This is a genomic window from Acidovorax sp. GBBC 1281 (assembly GCF_028473645.1).
Lineage (GTDB): Bacteria > Pseudomonadota > Gammaproteobacteria > Burkholderiales > Burkholderiaceae_C > Paracidovorax.
Genome location: NZ_CP097269.1, coordinates 543,388 through 563,161, shown reverse-complemented (window position 1 = coordinate 563,161; position 19,774 = coordinate 543,388). Strand labels below are relative to the sequence as shown.

16 protein-coding genes and 1 pseudogene are annotated in these 19,774 nt (G+C 71.3%); 8 read left to right on the top strand and 9 right to left on the bottom strand.

The window, feature by feature from the left end; all coding sequences use genetic code 11:
• Positions 1 to 22 precede the first annotated feature (22 nt).
• From M5C96_RS02650 to M5C96_RS02635, 4 genes are all read left to right on the top strand, one after another.
• Entirely contained in the window at positions 23 to 520 is a 498-nt protein-coding gene (locus M5C96_RS02650) for a GAF domain-containing protein (protein WP_272566950.1), read from the top strand.
• Entirely contained in the window at positions 517 to 912 is a 396-nt protein-coding gene (locus M5C96_RS02645) for a response regulator (RefSeq protein WP_272566949.1), read from the top strand. Before M5C96_RS02650 ends, M5C96_RS02645 begins: the two co-directional genes overlap by 4 nt.
• A gap of 91 nt (positions 913 to 1,003) precedes the next feature.
• The gene (locus M5C96_RS02640) at positions 1,004 to 2,887 is read left to right on the top strand and encodes a bifunctional diguanylate cyclase/phosphodiesterase (protein ID WP_272566948.1); all 1,884 of its coding nucleotides are present in this window, start codon (positions 1,004 to 1,006) and stop codon (positions 2,885 to 2,887) included.
• 48 nt (positions 2,888 to 2,935) lie between these two features.
• Positions 2,936 to 4,435 (top strand): FAD-linked oxidase C-terminal domain-containing protein, encoded by a 1,500-nt coding sequence (locus M5C96_RS02635; protein ID WP_272566947.1) that lies wholly within the window; start codon positions 2,936 to 2,938, stop codon positions 4,433 to 4,435.
• 52 nt (positions 4,436 to 4,487) lie between these two features.
• On the opposite strand, the gene M5C96_RS02630 is transcribed toward M5C96_RS02635, so the two are convergent.
• Positions 4,488 to 5,060: a GYF domain-containing protein gene (locus M5C96_RS02630; RefSeq protein WP_272566946.1), complete on the bottom strand. Its 573-nt coding sequence runs from the start codon at positions 5,058 to 5,060 to the stop codon at positions 4,488 to 4,490.
• Positions 5,057 to 5,743, bottom strand: coding sequence for a hypothetical protein (locus M5C96_RS02625; RefSeq protein WP_272566945.1), 687 nt, complete (start codon positions 5,741 to 5,743; stop codon positions 5,057 to 5,059). The genes M5C96_RS02630 and M5C96_RS02625 overlap by 4 nt, the downstream gene beginning before the upstream one ends.
• Before the next feature lie 141 nt (positions 5,744 to 5,884).
• On the opposite strand from M5C96_RS02625, the gene M5C96_RS02620 reads away from it, so the two are divergent.
• Together M5C96_RS02620 and M5C96_RS02615 are read left to right on the top strand one after the other, a co-directional pair.
• Positions 5,885 to 6,310, top strand: a complete 426-nt coding sequence (locus M5C96_RS02620) for an XRE family transcriptional regulator (RefSeq protein WP_272566944.1) — start codon at positions 5,885 to 5,887, stop codon at positions 6,308 to 6,310.
• 93 nt (positions 6,311 to 6,403) lie between these two features.
• Positions 6,404 to 6,823 (top strand): XRE family transcriptional regulator, encoded by a 420-nt coding sequence (locus tag M5C96_RS02615; RefSeq protein WP_272566942.1) that lies wholly within the window; start codon positions 6,404 to 6,406, stop codon positions 6,821 to 6,823.
• A gap of 22 nt (positions 6,824 to 6,845) precedes the next feature.
• Here M5C96_RS02615 and M5C96_RS02610 read toward each other — a convergent pair whose 3' ends face one another.
• Both M5C96_RS02610 and M5C96_RS02605 read right to left on the bottom strand, forming a co-directional pair.
• Entirely contained in the window at positions 6,846 to 8,153 is a 1,308-nt protein-coding gene (locus tag M5C96_RS02610; RefSeq protein ID WP_272566941.1) for a DUF445 domain-containing protein, read from the bottom strand.
• 41 nt (positions 8,154 to 8,194) lie between these two features.
• A pseudogene (locus M5C96_RS02605) lies at positions 8,195 to 9,338 on the bottom strand (aminotransferase class V-fold PLP-dependent enzyme).
• A gap of 256 nt (positions 9,339 to 9,594) precedes the next feature.
• Between M5C96_RS02605 and ltaE the strand changes: the two are divergent.
• Positions 9,595 to 10,668 carry a low-specificity L-threonine aldolase gene (gene ltaE, locus M5C96_RS02600; RefSeq protein WP_272566940.1) on the top strand — a complete coding sequence of 358 codons (1,074 nt, stop codon included), beginning with the start codon at positions 9,595 to 9,597 and terminating at the stop codon, positions 10,666 to 10,668.
• Between the two features lie 392 nt (positions 10,669 to 11,060).
• Here the strand turns inward: ltaE and M5C96_RS02595 are convergent, their stop codons facing one another.
• From M5C96_RS02595 to M5C96_RS02580, 4 genes are read right to left on the bottom strand one after another with little or no spacing between them, the layout of a single operon-like run.
• Positions 11,061 to 12,182 (bottom strand): HlyD family efflux transporter periplasmic adaptor subunit, encoded by a 1,122-nt coding sequence (locus M5C96_RS02595; RefSeq protein ID WP_272566938.1) that lies wholly within the window; start codon positions 12,180 to 12,182, stop codon positions 11,061 to 11,063.
• Complete coding sequence (locus M5C96_RS02590) at positions 12,179 to 14,353, bottom strand: TolC family protein (RefSeq protein WP_272566937.1); 2,175 nt, start codon at positions 14,351 to 14,353, stop codon at positions 12,179 to 12,181. Before M5C96_RS02590 ends, M5C96_RS02595 begins: the two co-directional genes overlap by 4 nt.
• A gap of 28 nt (positions 14,354 to 14,381) precedes the next feature.
• Positions 14,382 to 15,707 carry a glycosyltransferase family 2 protein gene (locus M5C96_RS02585; protein WP_272566936.1) on the bottom strand — a complete coding sequence of 442 codons (1,326 nt, stop codon included), beginning with the start codon at positions 15,705 to 15,707 and terminating at the stop codon, positions 14,382 to 14,384.
• Between the two features lie 4 nt (positions 15,708 to 15,711).
• Entirely contained in the window at positions 15,712 to 17,103 is a 1,392-nt protein-coding gene (locus M5C96_RS02580; protein WP_272566935.1) for a hypothetical protein, read from the bottom strand.
• Positions 17,104 to 17,411: 308 nt separating this feature from the next.
• On the opposite strand from M5C96_RS02580, the gene M5C96_RS02575 reads away from it, so the two are divergent.
• Positions 17,412 to 19,022, top strand: a complete 1,611-nt coding sequence (locus M5C96_RS02575) for a methyl-accepting chemotaxis protein (RefSeq protein ID WP_272566933.1) — start codon at positions 17,412 to 17,414, stop codon at positions 19,020 to 19,022.
• Positions 19,023 to 19,041: 19 nt separating this feature from the next.
• On the opposite strand, the gene M5C96_RS02570 is transcribed toward M5C96_RS02575, so the two are convergent.
• Positions 19,042 to 19,755, bottom strand: coding sequence for a YggS family pyridoxal phosphate-dependent enzyme (locus M5C96_RS02570; protein WP_272566931.1), 714 nt, complete (start codon positions 19,753 to 19,755; stop codon positions 19,042 to 19,044).
• Between the last annotated feature and the right edge of the window lie 19 nt (positions 19,756 to 19,774).

Sequence of the window (19,774 nt, the reverse complement as noted above, 5' to 3'; positions counted from 1 at the left end):
CCCTTCTCCCCAAGGACCTCCCATGACCCCAGCCAGGCCCCCCGAGAACGAAGCGCAGCGCCTGCGGGCGCTGCAGGCGCTGATGCTGCTCGACACGCCCCCGGAGGAGCGCTTCGACCGATTCGTGCGGTTCGCGGCCGAACAGCTGGACGCCCCGATCGCCCTGATGAGCCTCATCGACGGCCAGCGGCAATGGTTCAAGTCGCGCGTCGGGCTCGACGTGCCGCAGACCAGCCGCGACATGTCGTTCTGCGCCCACGCCATCCTGCAGCCGGACCTGTTCGTGGTGGAGGATGCGAACCTCGACGCGCGCTTTGCCGACAATCCCCTGGTGACCCAGGCCCCGCACATCCGCTTCTACGCCGGCGCCCCGCTGTGCGCGCCGACCGGCGAGCGCCTGGGCACGCTCTGCATCATCGACACCAAACCCCGCAGCCTCACCGCCACCGAGCGGGCCGTGCTGCGGGCGCTGGGCACCCTGGCCAACGAAACCATTGCCGGCAAAGACCAAGACGCATGACCCGTCCTCCCCCCCTGCCCCTCCTCTTGCTGGTGGAGCCGCAATTCGTGCTGCGCCGCACGATCGTCTCGGTCGCGCGCGACCTCGGCCTGGTGGACTTCCAGGAAGCCACCAGCGTGGCGCGGGCCCTGCCCGTGCTGGCAGCCCAGCCCTTTTTCGGCCTGGTGCTCGATTGCGACGATGCCGCCGCCTCCACCGACCTGCTGGCGCGCCTGCGCAGCGGGGCGTTCGCCTGCCAGGCCGACATGCCCGTGCTGGCCATGTCCTCGCTGCCCGACCCGGAGCGCGATGCCTGGCGCGAAGCCATCGGCGTCACTGGCACGCTGCGCAAACCCTTCAAGATCGGGGCCCTGCTCGAATCGGTGCAGGCCATGGCGGGGCGCCGGCCATGACCGCGCGGCCCGCTCGCCTGGCGGTGTGCTGCCCCCTGGCAGGCGCGGGCGACGCGCCCCCGTTCATCACGCCGTTGGGAGACCGCCGCCCGTGCCACCGCTGAGTTCGATCCCCCGCCCCGAAGACACGGACCCGGCGCTCGAACCGGAGCTGCAGCGCATCTGCGCCCTGCGGGCCACCGGCCTGCTGGAGACGCCGGACAGCGACGGCTTCGACCGCATCACGCGGCTGGCGAGCGCCCTGTTCGACGCCCCCATCGCGCTGGTGACGCTGGTGGACAGCGAACGCCAATGGCACAAGTCGCGCGTGGGCCTGTCCGCGCGCGAGCTGCCGCGCTCGGTGGCCTTTTGCCACCACACCATCCAGTCCGCCGACGTGATGGTGGTCGAGGACACCCTGCTGGACGAACGCTTCGCCCACAACCCGCTGGTGACCGGAGAACTGGGCGTTCGCTTCTACGCAGGCGCCCCGCTGGTGCTGCCCGGCGGCCAGGCGCTGGGCGCCCTCTGCATCCTGGACCAGCACCCGCGCACCTTCGATGCCGCGCAGTGCCAGCAGCTGCAGGACCTGGCCGCGCTCGTCCTGAACGAAATCGCGCTGCAGCGCACGGCCGGGCGCATCAACGAGATCACCAGCCTGTACAACCGGGCCCAGCTCGTACAGGACCTGACGAGCCTGTGCAATCAGACGCCGGGCGAAATGCGCACGCTCGTGCTGCTGGACGTGATCCGCGACCGCGACCTGCAGCAGGCCGTCCGCGCCATCGGCATCGCACCGCTGGAGGCCGGTCTGCGCGACGTGGTGGCGCACCTGATGCAGGCCCTGGGCCCGCAGGTGCAGCTGTACCACGCGTCCGAAACCCGGTTTGCCTACCTGCTGCCCGAAGGCAGCGCGCAGGCGCAGGAGCAGGCCGTGTTGCGCGTGCAGCGCCACCTGCAGGAGGCGTTCCGCATGAGCCGGGTGGTGTTGGATCTGTACCTGGTGGCGGGCCTGACGCGCTTCAGGCTGGATGCCGAATCCGCGGGCGACGTGCTGCGCCGCGCGACGTCGGCCCTGCACCAGGCGGACGAACTGAACCGTGCCTTCGTCTGGTACGCCCCCGAGTCCGACACCGCCCACCGCCGCGCCTTCGCGCTGCTGCGCGGCCTGACGCAGGGCCTGGCGGAGGACGAATTCCGCCTGGTGTACCAGCCCCAGTTCGAGGTGCGCCACCAGCGCTTTTCCGGCGTGGAGGCACTCATCCGGTGGCGCCACCCGCGCCATGGCAACGTCTCGCCCGCCGAGTTCATCGCGCAGGTGGAGCAGACGGCCCTGATCCACCTGCTCACCGAATGGGTGCTGCACACGGCCCTGGCCCAGCTGGCGGAATGGAACCGGCAGGGCCTTCAGCTGACCCTGGCGATCAACGTGTCCGCCCGCAACCTGGAGCACCCGGATTTCGCCACTGTGCTGCGCAACGCCATCGCGCTGCACGGCGTGGCGGCGCAGCAGCTGCACATCGAATGCACCGAGAACGTCGCCCTGACCGGCCGCGCCACGCAGCGCGTGCTGGAGGAGATCCGCGCCATGGGCCTGAAGGTGTCGCTGGACGACTTCGGCATCGGCTACTGCAACCTGTCGTGCCTGCGCGGGCTACCGGCCGAAATGCTCAAGCTCGACCAGTCGCTCGTGATGCCCATCGCCCACGACATGCAGGCCTGGACGCTGCTGCGCACCATCATCTCGCTGGGCCAGCGCCTGGGCTACCAGCTCGTGGCCGAAGGCGTGGAAACCCAGGAGATCCTGGACATGGTCTCCGAGGCGGGCTGCGACCTGGTGCAGGGCTACTTCCTGGCCTACCCCATGGAGGCCGGCGAGGTCGCGCCGTTCTTCGCCGCGCGGGCGGCGGCCGCACCGGGAAAGCTTTTCACGGCCGACGCGAAAGAACTTCACGCGCCCGCAGCCGCCCAGCCCCCCGTTTGGCGGCCGGATTGACGTAGAGTGCCCCTTCAGCGGTGCCCGCCTGGGGCCCCGCGGCACCCCATGACGACCGCCAACGCCCCCTCCCCCTCAACGTCCCCCGCCGCCGCCATCCGCGCGCGACTGATCCCCGCGCTGCAGGCCGTGCTGCCCGCGCATGCGCTGCTGTGGCAGGCCGAGGACACCACGCCCTACGAATGCGACGGGCTCACCGCCTACCGCCAGCGCCCGCTGGCCGTGGCCCTGCCCGAGACCGAGGACCAGGTGCAGGGCGTGCTGCGCGCCTGCCACGCGCTGTCGGTGCCCGTGGTGGCGCGCGGGGCCGGCACCGGGCTGTCGGGCGGGGCCATGCCGCACGCCCTCGGGGTGACGCTGTCGCTCGCCAAGTTCAACCGCATCCTGCGCATGGACCCGGTGTCGCGCACCGCCGTCGTGCAGTGCGGCGTGCGCAACCTGGCCATCAGCGAGGCCGCCGCGCCCCACGGGCTGTACTACGCGCCCGACCCGAGCAGCCAGATCGCCTGCACCATCGGCGGCAACATCGCCGAGAACTCCGGCGGCGTGCACTGCCTGAAATACGGCCTCACGGTGCACAACGTGCTGCGCGTGCGCGGCTTCACCATGGAGGGCGAGCCCGTCACCTTCGGCAGCGAGGCGCTGGATGCGCCCGGCTACGACCTGCTGGCCGCAGTGATCGGCAGCGAGGGCATGCTGGCCGTGGCCACCGAAGTGACCGTGCGCCTCATCCCCAAGCCGCAGCTGGCGCGCTGCATCATGGCCAGCTTCGACGACGTGCGCCGGGCCGGCGATGCGGTGGCGGCCATCATCGCAGCCGGCATCATTCCGGCGGGCCTCGAAATGATGGACCGGCCGATGACCGCGGCGGTGGAGGATTTCGTCTGCGCCGGCTACGACCTCACCGCCGAGGCCATCCTGCTGTGCGAGTCGGACGGCACGCCCGAGGAGGTCGAGGAAGAGATCGGCCGCATGAGCGACGTGCTGCGCGCGGCCGGCGCCACTGCCCTCACCGTGAGCCAGGACGAGGCCGAACGCCTGCGCTTTTGGAGCGGCCGCAAGAACGCCTTTCCGGCCAGCGGCCGCATCAGCCCCGACTACATGTGCATGGACTCGACCATCCCGCGCAAGCGGCTGGCCGACATCCTGCTGGCCATTGCCGCGATGGAAAAGAAATACGGGCTGCGCTGCGCCAACGTGTTCCACGCGGGCGACGGCAACCTGCACCCGCTGATCCTGTTCGATGCCAACGACCCCGACCAGCTGCACCGCTGCGAGCTGTTCGGCGCCGACATCCTGGAGACCAGCGTGGCCATGGGCGGCACGGTGACCGGCGAGCACGGCGTGGGGGTGGAAAAGCTCAACTCCATGTGCTCCCAGTTCACCACCGAGGAGAACGCGCAGATGTTCGCGCTCAAGGCCGCCTTCGACCCGGCGGGCCTGCTCAACCCGGGCAAGGTGATCCCCACGCTCAACCGCTGCGCGGAGTACGGAAAGATGCTGGTGCGCGGCGGCCGGATCGCCCACCCGGACCTGCCGCGGTTCTGAACGGCGCGCGGCCGGGGTGCCGGCGCGGGCCGGCCGCTGCCCACTCCCGCGCTCAGAGCATGAGCACCACGAGCAGGCACACCACCCAGGCCGCCAGGGGCGCCAGGCCCTGCCCCAGCCGCCGCGCGCGCCGGTAGAGGTAGGCGGGCGCCAGCCACACCCAGCGGCGAAAGCCTGCGGTGTCGTGCCCGGCGCGCCACAGCCAGCGCTCGTCCACGAAGGCCAGCAGCACGTTGAACGCCACCGTCAGGAAGAAGAACGCCCCCGACTGCACGGCGCGTTGCGACACGTACGGATCGCGGTACACGAGGTAGGCCACGAAACCCTCCAGCGACACGCCCATCACCGGCGCGCAGGCCAGCAGCCAGGCCAGCGTGTTGTTCACACTGCCGGCCCAGGGATCGGCGGGCGCGGGCAGGCCCAGGTGCGGTCGGAATTCCGAATGCTCCACCGGCACCCAGCACGGCAGGCCCGGGCGCCAGATGCGCTGGCCCGGGGGCAGGCGCCGGGCATCGATCAGGCGCACGATCTCGTCGTCGGGCACCGGGCCGCGGCACTCGCCCTGCGCCTCGTAGAACCAGCGGGCGTCCTCGCCCAGGTGGATGTCGACTTCCATGGCATTCATCGCAGCCACTCCCCTTTGCGCAAGGTGGCGGAAGCCCGCTCGGACGGATGGAGGACGGTGGGATCGGCCGGCGGCACCCGCGTGACGGGCCGCGCCGCCGCGAGCCGGTGGTGCACAGCGCCGGCGGCGGGCAGGGGACGGTAGCCGCGCCATGCCCGCTCCAGCAGGTGCCGGTAGCCCGGCGACAGGTCCGGGCCGTCGTGCGCGGCCTCGGCGAACACGAAGTCGGCCGACACCGGCTCGCGCGCGGTGTGGCTGGCGTATTCGGTGTCCACGCGCGAGCCGATCCAGACCGGCGCGGGCGCGTCCATGCGCCATTCGGTGATCTCGCGCACCCGCCGGAAATCGACCGACCGCTGGCGCAGCAGGTACAGTGCCTCGGCCCCGCCCGGCTCGCGCGCCGGCTCGGGCGGCAGGGCCGCGAGCGCCTCGCGCGTGAGCCGCGCATAGTGCGCCGTGGCCGGCCGGTGCTCGCAGGCGTATTCGACGATGCGGCGCCCGCGCGCATCCTGGAACGAACGCCACTGCACGGACGCGCAGGCCCCGCGGCCATCGAGCGCCGCGCCCACCACCCGGCCCGGCACGTCGCCGCGCTCCAGCCCCTTCACCTGCCGCACCGCGCCGTCGCCGCAGCCGGCGAGCGCCATCCCGGCGCAGACCAGCGCCACCCATCCCTTGTGCATCGTTCTTGCTCCCCTGCCGAGAACATCGGCCAAGCCCTGAAAGGCCCGCCGGAATTCGGAATTTTGACTTTTAATTAATTGTTTGCCGTTACTTTATCCGAAAATCAATCTTCCGTCACGGGGTCTGCCTAGCGTGCCGCCATGCACGATCCCAAGCAGCGGTTTGCCGAGAAATTACGAGAAGCCATGACAGCCGCCGGCTATGAGCCCAAGCCCTCCGTGCTGGAGCGGGAGTTCAACACCCGGCACTGGGGCAAACCCATGACCCTGCACGGCGTGCGCCGCTGGCTGCTGGGCGAAACCATGCCGGATGCCCGCAAGCTCATTACCCTGGCCGAGTGGCTGGGCATGCCGGTGCAGGAGCTGGCCTTCGGCGTTGCCGACGGCAACGCGGTGCGCGAGGAAGCCGCCCAGTGGCACGTCGGCGTGGGCTACGAGGACCGCGAGCTGTTCGACACCTACCTCAAGCTGCCCGTGCCCAAGCGCCGCCTGGCGCGCGAGGTGATCCTGGCCATCGCCAAGGCCCACGCGGCCGATCAGCCCAAGCCGGCCGGCAAGCCCCATTGACGCGGTCGCCAATCGTCACCCCGAATCACGATGGCCGCGTAACTCGAAGACGGAGTCAATCCACGGCCAACGGGCGTGCCTAGCGTGCCGCCCATGCAAGATCCCAAGCAACTGTTTGCCGAGAAATTACGCCAGGCCATGGTGGCCGCCGGCTACGAACCCAAGCCCTCCGTCCTCGAACGCGAGTTCAACACCCGCCACTGGGGCAAGCCCATGACCCTGCACGGCGTGCGCCGCTGGCTGCTGGGCGAAACCATGCCGGATGCCCGCAAGCTCATCACCCTGGCCGAGTGGCTGCGCATGCCGGTGCAGGAGCTGGCCTTCGGCACGCCCACGCCGCAGGCGCGTGAAGAAGCCGCCCGCTGGCACGTGAACCTGGGGTACGAGGACCGCGAACTGTTCGAGACCTACCTGAAACTGCCCGTGCCCAAGCGCCGCCTGGCGCGCGAGGTGATCCTGGCGATCGCCAAGGCCCAGGCCGCCGAACAGACCCCGCGCGGCGGCAACCGCTGACAGGCCCCCGGCCGCCGGCCCGTCAGCCGGCGAACAGGGCGCCCACGCCCTGCGCCAGGTCGTCCGCATGCGACAGCACGAACAGCAGCAGGCCGATGAAGCCCCCCACCACCGTGCCGTTGATGCGGATGTACTGCAGGTCGCTGCCGATGTGCAGCTCCACCAGGCGCGCCAGCTCCTTGGCGTCCCAGCGGTCCACGGTGTTGCGGATGTGCTCGGCCACGAACTGCGACAGCTCGGGCGCCCACTGCGCCGCCCACAGCTCCAGCCGCACGTTCAGCCGCACCCGCAGCGCCGGATCGCCCGCGAGCGACAGGCCCAGCCACTGGCCCATGGCCGCCACCTTGCGCGAGACCGCCGAGTCCTCGTCGGCCAGGTCGCGCTGCAGGCGCTCGCGCAGGCTGGTCCACAGCGTCTGCACGTAGCGCCCCAGGGTGGCGTCGTTTTGCAGGTAGTGGCGGATCGCCATGCCGCGCTCGGCCCATTCCGGGTCGGACTGCAGGCGCTCCACCAGCCGCTGCACCGCCCCGTCCAGCGTACCGCGCAACTGGTGGGCCGGGTTGCCGGCCACCTCGGCCAGCAGGTTCTCGATGGCCTGGGCGATGGCGCCCGCGCCCTTCTCGCTCAGCCAGTCGGTGGGCAGCACCTTTTCCTTCAGCGGGTGCTCGCGCTTGATCCACTGCACGATGGTCTCGGCGATGAAGGTGCGGGTCTGCGGGTCGCGCACCAGGGTGGACAGGCGCGCCAGCAGGTCGTCGAGCAGCGCCTGGTGGCGGCCGTTGTGGGTGAGCGCCTCCAGCGCCATGGCCATGGTGCGCGACAGGTCGATCTGCCCGATCAGCGTACGCGCGGCATCGTTCATGAAGCGCTGGATGCGCTCGTCCTCCACCGTCTCCAGCGCCGACAGCGCCAGGCGCGACATCTGCCGCGCCAGCAGCTGGGCGTTGCCCGGCGAGGTGAGCCACTGGCCCAGCATGTGGGCCGGGTCGTGGCGGCGGATCATGGTGACCAGCGAAGGCGCATCGAGGAACTCGTCGCGCACGAACGACGCCAAGTTGCCGCCGATGCGCACCTTGTTGCGCGCGATGATGTCCGTGTGCCGCTGCACGAAGGGCAGCGGAATGCGCCGGAACAGCGCCGACACGGCGAACCAGTCGGCCAGGGCGCCCACCATGGCCGCCTCGGCCACGGCGCGCACGCATTCCACCGCCAGGCTGCGGGGGAGCGCATAGGTCAGCGCGAACACGGCGGCCACCGCCAGCAACAGGCCCGTGGCCAGCCACTTGGCCCGGGTCAGTGCGCGGGCCTGGTCTTCGTGGGTGCTCTGCATCGCGCAAGGATAGCCCGAGACCCCTGTGGGACAGGGCCGCTTCAGTGCGCTGGCGGGGCGGCGATCCGGTCCAGCGCCGCGGCCAGATGGCCCACGGTGCGGTCCACGTGGTGCCACTTCTCCAGCCCGAACAGTCCGATGCGGAAGGTCTGGAAGTCCGGGCCCTCACCGCACTGCAGCGGCACGCCGGCGGCGGTCTGCAGGCCGGCCTCCATGAACTTCTTGCCGTTCTGGATGCCCGGGTCGGTGGTGTAGCTCACGACCACGCCCGGGGCCTCGTAGCCCTCGGCGGCCACGCTCGGAAAGCCCCGCTCGCGCAGCAGCGCGCGCACCCGGGCGCCCAGTTCGATCTGTTCGGCGCGCACCTTGTCGAAGCCGTAGTCGCGCGTCTCCAACATCACGTCGCGCAGTTGCACCAGCGCGTCGGTGGGCAGGGTGGTGTGGTAGGCGTGCTGGCCCTTTTCGTAGCCCTCGGCGATCTGCATCCACTTCTTGAGGTCGCAGGCGAAGCTGCTGCTCGTGGTGCCGTCGATGGCCTGGCGGGCGCGCTCGCTGAGCATGACCATGGCGCAGCAGGGCGAGCCGCTCCAGCCTTTTTGCGGGGCCGAGATGAGCACGTCCACGCCGGTGGCCTGCATGTCCACCCACACGGCACCGGAGGCCACGCAGTCCAGCACGAAGAGCGCGCCCACGTCGTGCGCGGCCTCGCTCACGGTGCGAAGGTAGTCGTCGGGCAGCAGGATGCCGCTGGCGGTCTCGACGTGGGGCGCGAACACCACCTTGGGCGATTCGGCGCGGATGGCGGCCGCCACCTCGTCGGCCGGGCACGGGGCCCACGGAGCCTGGGGGCCCTCGCCCTGCCGGCGGGCCTGGCACACCACTGCGCCGCCGCCCAGAGCGCCCGCATCGAAGATCTGGCTCCAGCGGTAGCTGAACCAGCCGTTGCGCACGATGAGCACCTTCTCGCGGTTGGCGAACTGGCGCGCCACCGCCTCCATGCCGAAGGTGCCGCTGCCGGGCACCAGCACCGCCGTGTGGGCGTGGTAGACGCCCTTGAGCGTGGCCAGGATGTCCTGCATCACGCCGGTGAAGCGCCGGGACATGTGGTTGAGCGCCCGGTCGGTGTTACACCACCGAGAATTCGAGCAGACCGTCGGGATCGATATCGGGCAGAAGGCCGGGCATGGTTGTCTCCGTGAGGGCTGGGCCATCGCGCCGCACACGCCGCACACGCCGCACACGCCGCACAGGCCGCGCTGGCCGCGCTGGCCGGCAGGCGGGGCGAACAAGGCCGGAAAAATTGAGCGGGCCAGCTTAGCACGCGCACTTTCCGCAGGCCGCCCGCCCGCATCGCCGCCGCGATGGACGCAGTGCGCCCAACGCCGCTAGGATGCCAGACCGACCCTTTTCGACCCCAAGCCCCCACCAGGAGCCCCTTCCGATGCCCGACTTTCGCAGCGACACCGTCACCCAACCCACGCCGGCCATGCGCGACGCCATGTTCCAGGCCCCCCTTGGCGACGACGTGTTCGGCGACGACCCCACCGTGAACGCCCTGCAGGACCATGCGGCGCAACTGCTCGGCTTCGAAGCCGCCCTGTTCGCCTGCTCCGGCACGCAGACCAACCTGATCGCGCTCATGGGCCACTGCCAGCGCGGCGACGAAGCCATCGTGGGCCAGAGCTGGCACACCTACCGCTGGGAGGCCGGCGGCATGGCGGTGCTGGGCTCCATCCAGCCGCAGCCGGTGGAGACCCAGCCCGACGGCACGCTGCGCGTGGCCGACATCGCCGCCGCCATCAAGCCCGACGACCCGCACTTCGCCCGCACCCGCCTCGTGGTGCTGGAAAACACCACCGGCGGCCAGCCGCTGCCCACCGGCTACATCGCCGACGTGGCCGCCCTCGCCCGCTCGCGCGGCCTGGCCATGCACCTGGACGGCGCGCGCATGTTCAACGCAGCCACGGCCAACGCCGAGAAGAACGGCACCGACGTGTACGACGAGGCGCGCGCGATCTGCTCGCACTTCGACTCGGCCTCGGTGTGCCTGAGCAAGGGCCTGGGCGCCCCCGTGGGCTCGCTGCTGCTGGGCTCGCACGACTTCATCCGCCAGGCGCGGCGCACGCGCAAGATCCTGGGCGGCGGCATGCGCCAGGCCGGCTTTCTGGCCGCTGCGGGGCTGCACGCGCTGCAGCACCACGTGCGCCGCCTGGCCGACGACCATGCCCTGGCACGCCGGCTGGCCGAGGGCCTGGCCGAAGCCGGCCGCAGCCACCCCGTGCTGCAGGGGCGCCTGACCGTGGCCTCGGCCCACACCAACATCCTGTTCACCGACGTGGAGGCCGACGTGGCCCCGGCCTTCACCGCGTGGCTGGCCCAGCACGGCGTGCGGGTGACCAGCGGCCTCTACGGCCGTGGCGCACGCCTGCGCTGGGTGGCGCACCTGGACGTGGGCCCCGAGGACGTGGCGCAGACGCTGGAGTGCGTGCGCCGGTTCGACGGACGCGGGCAATGATTCGCTGAGGGATCGGCAGGGGCGTCGGCCCCTGTGTCGCGCCGCAGGGGCGCGTGGGTTGAAACTAAGCGATGAACGGGGGCTCGATGCCTGCCAGACGTCGCGCCTCTCGCAGGCGCGTGGGATTGAAACAACGGCGACATTTCGGACTGGGATGTGTCCAGCGTGTCGCGCCCCAAGTGGGGCGCGTGGGTTGAAACCGTGTCGGGCACATGGAAGGCCAGCCGGCCTGCTAGGTGCACCGTGCGGACGGGTGGATGCCAGCGCGCTGGATCGGCCCGCGCCCTCGCACAGGGTGGCGCTTGAGCGGACACCCGCCTGCAAGCAAGCTTGATGCTATATTTTTTATAGCAACACAGGCAATCAGTACTAGGGCATGAAGGGGTTTTTACTCAAAAACCGCTCCACACCCAGTCGAAGCGCACGTCCAGCGGCAACTGGTGGATGCGGTAGGCCGCGGGCAGCGGCTCCAGCGGGCGCAGGCGCACCACGATCGACGGCATGCGCGGCGACAGCGGAGAGACGCGCTCGGCGGGAAGGCGTTCGGCCTCGGCCACCACGCCGACCACCTCGGCGCGGATGCGCCCGCCGTCCATGAATTGCAGGCTGGCCTGGCGCCCCACCTGGGCGTAGCGCGCCTCGTTGGGCAGCACGTAGGCGTGCACCATGGGCGCCCCCCGCCCCTGCAGCACGGCCACGTCGGTGCCGGGCACCACCCACTCGCCGCGGCGAACGAGCTGGCGCACCACGGTGGCGTCGAAGGGCGCGACCACGTCGGGCGACGGCAGCGCCGCGCCGGCGGCCGGCGGCCCCGTGCCCGCGTTCGTGCCCGGCGCCCCCGGGGCCGCGAGCGGCACGGGGCTCTGGGCGCGCAGCGCCGCCTGGGCGAGTGCGCGGTCGCGCGCCACCTGCGCGGCGTTCTCGGCCCGTTCGGCCCGCGCGCGGTCCACGCCGGCCTGGGCCTGCATCGCCTGCAGGCGCACGCCATCCAGTTCCTGGCGCGTGGCCGCGCCCTGCAGGCGCAAGCCTTCCATGGTGCGCACGCGCTCTTGGTGCAGGGCCGCCTGCCGCAGCGCCAGGCGCTCGGCCTCCTTCAGCCCGGCCAGGCGCGCGGCCTGGCCCTGCGCCACGGCCTGGGCCACGGCCGGATCGGTGGCGGCGGCCAGCGGCGCGGCCAGGGCCGTGGAGGCCGGCGCCCCCGCGGCCGTGGGCGGCTCCAGCACCATCACCGGCTGGCCCGCGGGCACGGTCTCGCCCACGGCCACGATGCGCGCCACGCGCCCAGAGGTGTGCACGCCCACGGCCACCTGCTCGGTAACGACGAAGCCGGGCGCCGTCTCCCACCAGTAGGCGATGGCAAAGCGCATCAGCAGATAGGCCGGCGCTGCAAGCACCATGGCCAGCAGCAGGTACCAGCGCCAGCGCGGCACCTGCCGCTTGGCGGCGGCGTAGCGCACCGGCAGGCCGTTGGCCTCTTGCGCCGAACCCGGCGGAATGTCGAACTGGATCTTCACGGGGCCGCCCCTTCAAAATCTTCCCACGCCTGCACCACCACGCCGGCGAACGCCGGCAGGTCGGACAGGGACTGTGCGAGCGCGCGCCAGCGCTGCAGGGCCGCGGCGCGGCCCACGCCATGGCTGCTTTCCTCGCGGGTGAGCGAGTCCTCCATGCTCTGGGCCACCGCCACCCGCAGGCCGGGCACGGCCTGCCGCACCAGCGGGCGCGCCAGCTCGGCCGCGCGTTCGGGCCGGCTCACGTAGACCATGGCCACGACCTCGGTGGCGCCGGCGGCCTGCAGGCGCTGCGCGAGGCCGGGCACCTGCAGCTCGCGGTAGTGCGTGGTCAGCGCCAGGGGCCAGGGCGTGGCGGCGCGCACGGCGCGCAGCGTGGCCACGGTGCCGTCCTCCCAGCCGGGCTGGTCGGCGGCGTCGAGCTGGCTGCGCTCCAGGTCGAGGTTGAGCCCGTCGAACGGCAGGTGGCGCAGCGGCGCCAGCAGCGCCAGCAGGGCCTCGCGCCCGGCGGGCAGCACCCAGCTGGGCTCGCCCAGCATCAGCTCCACCGCCATGCCCCGATCGTGCGCGTGCTCCAGCAGGCGCCGCAGGGCGGCCCGGCCCGGCGGGCGGGCCAGGGCGCGCAGCTGCGCGCTGGTGAAGGACAGCAGCACGCGCTGGCTGTCCTGCGGCATGGCGTCGAGCCGGGAGGGCCGGTCCAGCAGCGCCTGCCCGCTCCAGGAGAACCACCCCAGGCCCGGCGCACGCGCTTGCGGGGCCGACTCGCCCCGCGCCGCCGGCGGCAGCGCGGACAGGGCGGTGAGCACGGGCGCGAGCAGGTCGGGCAGGGGCTCGGCCGCGCCCGGCTGCGGCGGGCAGGGGCTGCCGAGCGCCAGCACGTCGAGCGCGGCCAGCGCCCGGAGCTCCGAGCCGTCGACGACCTGCAGCGAAGCCTGGTAGAGGGCGTAGCGCGCCATCAGCAGGCGCGAGTAGCCGTCGCCGTCGAAGGCATCGAGCCGCAGGCGCGCCACGCGCAGGCCCTCCTGGGCCGCCTGCAGCCGGTTCAAAAAGCCGGGCATCTCGCCGCCGCGCAATTGCCAGTCGGCCAGGGCCTGGTCCAGCGCCGAGCGGTATTCTCCCAGGCGCAGTTCCATCAACTGATCGGCCCGGTCGCGCTCGCTCTGCAGCTGGCCCCGGGCCGCGTCGCGCTGCGCGCGCCACTCCAGGGGCATGGAGAAATCCACGCCGACGACGGTGCTGCGGCCCGGCTGGCCGCCGATGTCGCGGCTCACCGACTGCGACAGCGACACGCCGGCCTCCAGGCCCGTGTGCTGCGCGTTCTCCAGCTGCGCGGCGGCGGTGTCGCGCTCGGTGCGGGCCTGGGCGATGGCGGGGTCGTCGCCCGCCTGCGCGAGCAGCGCCTCGCGGTCCATGCAGCGTGCGGGCCAGCCCGGGATGGCCGTGTCCACCCGCGCCACGGGCTGCCCCGCCAGCCGCGCGAGCGTGCGCAGCGCGCTGGACTGCGCGGCGCGCTGGGCATCGTGCGCGGCCTGCACGCCGTCGAACAGCGCCGACAGGTCGAGCCGGTCGGCCTCCAGCATCACGCCGGCCTGGCGCCGGTGCAGCAGCTGCGCCTCCACGGGCGCGCGAACGGACAGGAATTCCTGCGCCAGCAGGCGCCGCTGCAGGCTGTGCGCGAACCGCACATAGGCCTGGCGCACGGCCAGCCGCACGTTCCGCTGCGCCTGGGCCTGCCGCAGCCGGCCCAGCGATTCGGCGCCCTCGGCCTCGCGCACGCCACGCTGCTGGGCCTCGCGGCTGCCCAGCAGCGGCCAACGCACGCCGACCTGGGCCTGGCCGCGCTGGTAGTCGCGGCTGGTGGTGTCGGTGACGGATTCGCGCACGCCCCCAAGGCTGGCGCCGCCGAACACGCGCGCGCCCTGCCCGGCGCGCGCCGCGCCGGTGCGCTGCGCGGCCACGTCGGCCTCGGCCTGCGCCAGCCGCACGGCCGGGGCCTGCACCTCGGCCCAGCCTTCCAGCTCCGCCAGGGTGGCGGGCGCCTGGGCCAGCACGTCGGCGGGCAGTGCGGGCGGCGCCTCCAGCGCCACCACGGGAGGCGCCAGCGGCGGGGCCGGCTCGGCCGCCGGCGCGCCCGCGCCCCACCCCATCAGGCACAGCACCGCGGCCCATGGCAAAAGACGTTCCCCCAGGCGATGCGGCATATCAGAACTTGGTTTTGCGCAGCACCCACCAGGGGGCCATCGCGGAGTCCAGGTGGGTCTTCAGGAAGACCTCCTGCAGGATCGAGAACGTGCAGTGCACGCGGTTGACGAAGGCGAAGAGCGGAAACAGCGGCAGGAACCGCAGGTAGGCCGCGTCGTGCCGGGGCCGCTCGGACACGGCCACGAGGTACAGCAGGAAATAGAACAGCAGTGCCGCGAGGTACACCGCGTAGACGAACCCCAGAACCCCCAGCACCGCCCCCACCGGCAGCGTGAGCAGCATCACGCCGGTGTAGGCCACGATGAGGAAGGGCATGAGCACCTGCATCACCAGGCCGTTCACCACCACGAAGAGGAAATTGCGCCAGCCCAGCAGGCGCGGGCGCAGGTTCAGGCGGAACTTGCGGATGAAGATGTAGAACATGTCGCCGTCCCAGCGCAGGCGCTGGCGAAAGAACACGCGCCAGGTGTCCGGCGCGTCGGTGTGGCCCACGGCATGCGGGTCGAACACGATGCGCAGGCCCGGATGGCGGCCGAAGTACTGCTTGATGCGCATCGTCATGTCCAGGTCCTCGGCCGTGCCCGCGTCCCAGCCGCCCAGGTTGCGGATGAAGCTGGCGCGGAACACACCGAACGCCCCCGAGATGTTGTTGACGATGTTGAACTCCGACAGCCCCGTCTTGCCCGCGCCGATGGACAGCATGTATTCCAGCGCCTGCATGCGCGCGGCCAGCGAGCGGCGGGCGTTGCGCACCCGCAGGCTGCCGGCGACGCCCACCACGCCGGGGTCGTCGAAATGCCGCGTGGCATGGCGCACCATGTCGTTGTCGAACGAGGTGTCGCCATCGAGCGCCATCACGATCTCGCCGCTGGCGATCGATAGCCCGGCGTTCAGCGACGACACGCGGCCGCCGCGCTGCCACTTGGGCAGCACCACCAGCGCGCGCCGGCGGGCACCGGCCAGCAGTTCGCGCGCGCCGCGGGCCGCACGCAGCGTGGACTCGTTCTGCACCGCGCCGTCCACCACGGCGATGATCTCGATGAAGCCCGGGTAGATCTGCTGGGCGAGCGACTGGATGGTCTTGCGCACGTCGTCGCCCTCGGAGTAGCAGGTGATGACGCAGGACACGCGCGGATAGCGCTCGCGCTGCAGGTAGGGCCGGTGCTCGCGCAGGCCGTACTTCACCATGCCCGCGCACACGAGCAGGAAGAACGGCGCCTCCAGCAGCACCACGAACGGGAAGAACTTGAGCGCCAGCTCCACCCACGACTGGTGCGTCGCGCTGGAAAACAGCGTGACGAACGCGAACACCACCTGCTCCCACATGCGTTCAGGCCCCGTCGCGCAGCCGCGCCATCAGGTCCGCGGCCTGCTCGCCGGAGCGCAGGCCGCCCGGCACCTCCAGGTGCCGGATGCGCGTGCGCAGCGGCATCGCGGCCGCGCCGCCGCCCGCGCTCTGGAGCGACGCCTGCAGGCGCGCGGCCAGTCCCTCGGGCGAGGAGAACGGCAGGAAAAGCCACAGGCATTCCTCCTGCGTGCGCGTGGTGATGTCCGAGGTGCGCAGCAGCTCGTGCAGGCGCCGCGCGAACTCGTCGAGCATCAGGAACACGCGCGAGGCGCCTTCGCGTTCGATCACCTCGGCCGCGTTCTGGAACTCCACCAGCATCAGCGCGAAACGCATCTCGCCGTGGCGCGCATGCGTGGCCAGCGCCCAGTCGAGCATGCGGCGGAAATCGGCGGGCGGCACGTAGTGCGCGGAGTCGAGCGCGGCGAACGATTCCTGGATCTGCCCGGCACGCAGCGCGGCGCGGCCCTGCGGGCTCAGGCGCAGTGATGAGATCTCGCGCACATCCAGCGTGCTGGGCTCGGCCGTGGTGCGGCAATCCAGGCAGCGGGCCACCACCTGGGTCTCCACGAATACGTGGTGGCAGCTGCCGCAGGCGTACTGCGTGAGCGGCCGGTCGTAGTCCACGCCGATGTGCCGCAGCATGGCGTTGCACTTGGGGCACGAGAGCGCGCCATCGGCATGGAAGTCGGCCTCGGGCGCCACGTGGCCGCAGGCGAAGCAATGCAGCGAGGGCGACTTGCGGATGTGGATGCTGGTGCAGTGCGGGCACACGTCCAGGTAGTGGATGTGCGCGCTGCTGCAGGTGCGGCAGTGCCGCGTGCGGTCCACAAGTTCGGCGGGCTCCAGCAGCCGGCGCCGCGTGAGGCCGGCCAGGCACGCATCGGCATCGTCGCCGGGCCGGGCCAGCGCCTCGACCATCGGGTACCGGTACAGCGCCAGGCTGGCACGGTCGCATTGCGGCTGCAACTGGGCACCGTCGCGCAGGCACAGGAAATACAGCACCCGCTCGTCGAAATGCAGGGCCGCGGGATCGAGCGGCAGGCTGCGCCGCACGGCCAGGCACAGCTCGCTGGCGGCCAGGGCGGCGGCATACGGCGCGGCACCATCGGCAAGCCAGGGCGGGGCCGCATCGCCGGGCGCCACGAACAGCGGGCGGTCCCACCAGACGCTGGCGCGCAATTGCGCCGCCAACGCGGCGGGGACATCGCCCTCCCAGCCGTCCAGGTAGAACCCCAGGGGCTCCACGCCGGAGTCCGCGAAGGCCTCCCACGCACTCCAGGCCCTGGCCCTCGACTCGCCGGCCGCCAACTGCCCGGAAGGCCGCAGCACCACCATCGTTTCCAACGCCACGGCCGGCGTGATTTCAACATTCAAAACAACTATCCATTCGCGTTACGCCATAGAGCATGGCCGGCCGCATTCTAAGAGTGGGCCTTCCCGCACCCGGTAGGACAAGGCCGTCCCCAAGCCAGTGCTGTGCAACCCTTTGCAAGCACCGGCTGGCTGCGAATCCGCCACTCACGCCTACCGAATCGGCGCGGCCCAATCCTCAACAATTCTCAAAAAGGACGGCGATCCAACACCCCGTGTTTGGTGATTGAAATTTGTCACGCAACTGTCAAAAATTACAAAAGGAAACAAAAGAAACCAATCCACACCACTCCTGCAACCGAGGTGAAACCATGAAGCTTTCGAACATCAAAATCGCCCACCGCCTGGCGCTGGGATTTTCCCTGCTCATCCTGCTGATGCTCGGCCTGACGGTCATCGGCGTGAACCGGGTGTCCAACATCAACGCCAGCCTGGCCACCATCGGAGACTTCAACAGCGCCAAGCAGCGCTATGCCATCAATTTCCGCGGCAGCGTGCACGACCGCGCCATCGCGCTGCGGGACGTGACCCTGGCCACGCGCCCCGACCAGCTCCAGGCCGAGATCGACCTGATCCAGAAGCTCGCAGGCCACTATGCGCAGTCGGCAGCGCCGCTGGACCAGATGTTCGCCTCCACCCCGATCGAGCCCCGCGAGCGGGAGGCCCTGGACCGCATCAAGGAGGTCGAATCACGCGCCCTGCCGCTGACCCGCCAAGTCATCGAGCTGAGCGGCGCCCACCAGCCTGAGAAGGCCATTCAGGTTCTGCAGGAGCAGGCCCGACCCGCCTATGTGGAGTGGCTGGCCAGCATCAACCGGCTGATCGACATCGAGGAGGAAAAGAACAAGGCCGAATCGGCCAATGCGCGGTCCGTCGCCCAGGGCTTTTCCATCCTGATGCTGGTGCTCAGCGGCACGGCGATCGTGGTGGCGGCAGCGACGGCCTGGCTCATCTCCCGCAGCATCGTGCGCCCCATCCAGCGGGCGGTGCAGGCCGCCAGGACCATGGCCACCGGCGACCTGACGCAGGCCGTCGAGGCCCGGCAGACCGACGAGGCCGGCCAGCTGCTGCAGTCGCTGGAAGCGCTTCGCGACAGTTTCCAGAACGTGCTGTACGACGTGCGACGCACGTCCGAGGCGGTGGCGGCATCCAGCACCGAGATCTCGCAGGGCACCCATGACGTGTCCAGCCGCACCGAGCACCATGCCAGCGCACTGCAGCAGACCGCGGCGTCCATGGAGCAATTGGGCTCCACGGTGCGCCAGAACGCCGACAACTCCCGCCAGGCCAGCCAGTTCGCCACCCAGTCCAGCGCCGTGGCCATCCAGGGCGGCGAGGTCGTGACCGAGGTGGTCGAGACCATGAAGGGCATCCACGAAAGCTCCCGCAAGATCGCCGACATCATCGGCGTCATCGACAGCATCGCGTTCCAGACCAACATCCTCGCCCTCAATGCCGCGGTGGAGGCGGCGCGCGCGGGCGAGCAGGGCCGGGGCTTCGCCGTGGTCGCCAGCGAGGTGCGCAGCCTGGCCGGCCGCTCGGCCGAAGCCGCGCGAGAGATCAAGCACCTGATCTCCACCAGCGTGCAGCGGGTCGAGCAGGGCAGCGTGCTGGTGAACAAGGCCGGGGCCACCATGACGGAGGTCGTGTCGTCCATCCGCCGCGTGACGGACCTCATGCAGGAAATCAGCGCGGCCAGCAACGAGCAGGCGATGGGCGTCGCCCAGGTCGGCCAGGCGGTGTCGCAGATGGACCAGGTCACCCAGCAAAACGGCAGCGTGGTCGTGCAGATGGCGGCGTCCGCCAGCGGCATGAAGGACCGCACCAGCGCCCTGCTGCAGGCCGTGGGGGTGTTCCGGCTGAATCAGGAAAACGCCGAGGCCGGTTCGTCGCCGCAACTGGGCTGGGCCCGCCGGGCCTGAGCGTGGCGCGACCCCGGCCTCAGGCGGGGGCCGCCCTGGTGCCGAAGACACCCGTGCCGACCCGCACCAGGGTGCTCCCCGCGTGGATCGCGGCCTCCAGGTCGGCGGTCATGCCCAGCGACAGCGTGTCGAACGCCGCGAAGCCCTCCCCCCGGATCTGGTCGAACAGCGCCTTCGCCGCCGCATGGACCGCCAGCTGCGCGGCGAAATCGGGGGCCACGTCCGGAATGCTCATCAGGCCCCGCAGCCGCAACCGTGGCAGCCGCGCAACAGCCTGTGCCAGGGCCCGGGCCTCGTTCGGCGGCACGCCCGCCTTGGTCGCGCCGCCGTCCACATTCACCTGGATGCACACGTCCAGCGGCGCCAAGCCGGCGGGCCGCTGCTCCGACAAGCGCTGCGCGATCTTTTCGCGGTCCACGGTGTGGACCCAGTCGAAATGCTCGGCCACCTGCCGGGTCTTGTTGCTCTGCACGGGACCGATGCAATGCCACTGCAGCGGCGGCGCCCAGGGCGTGGCGCCGCCTCGCAGCGCGGCGATCTTCGCCACGCCTTCCTGGATGTAGTTCTCGCCGAACGCGCGCTGCCCGGCCTCGGCGGCACGGCGCACGGCGTCGTCGCCGAAGGTCTTGGAAACGGCCAGCAAGCGCACGCTGGCGGGGTCGCGCCCGGCTGCGGCGCAGGCCTGCGCGATGCGCCCAAGAACCTGTTGGAGGTTGTTACCAATCGTCGTCATAATGATTCCTCTGAGCGTA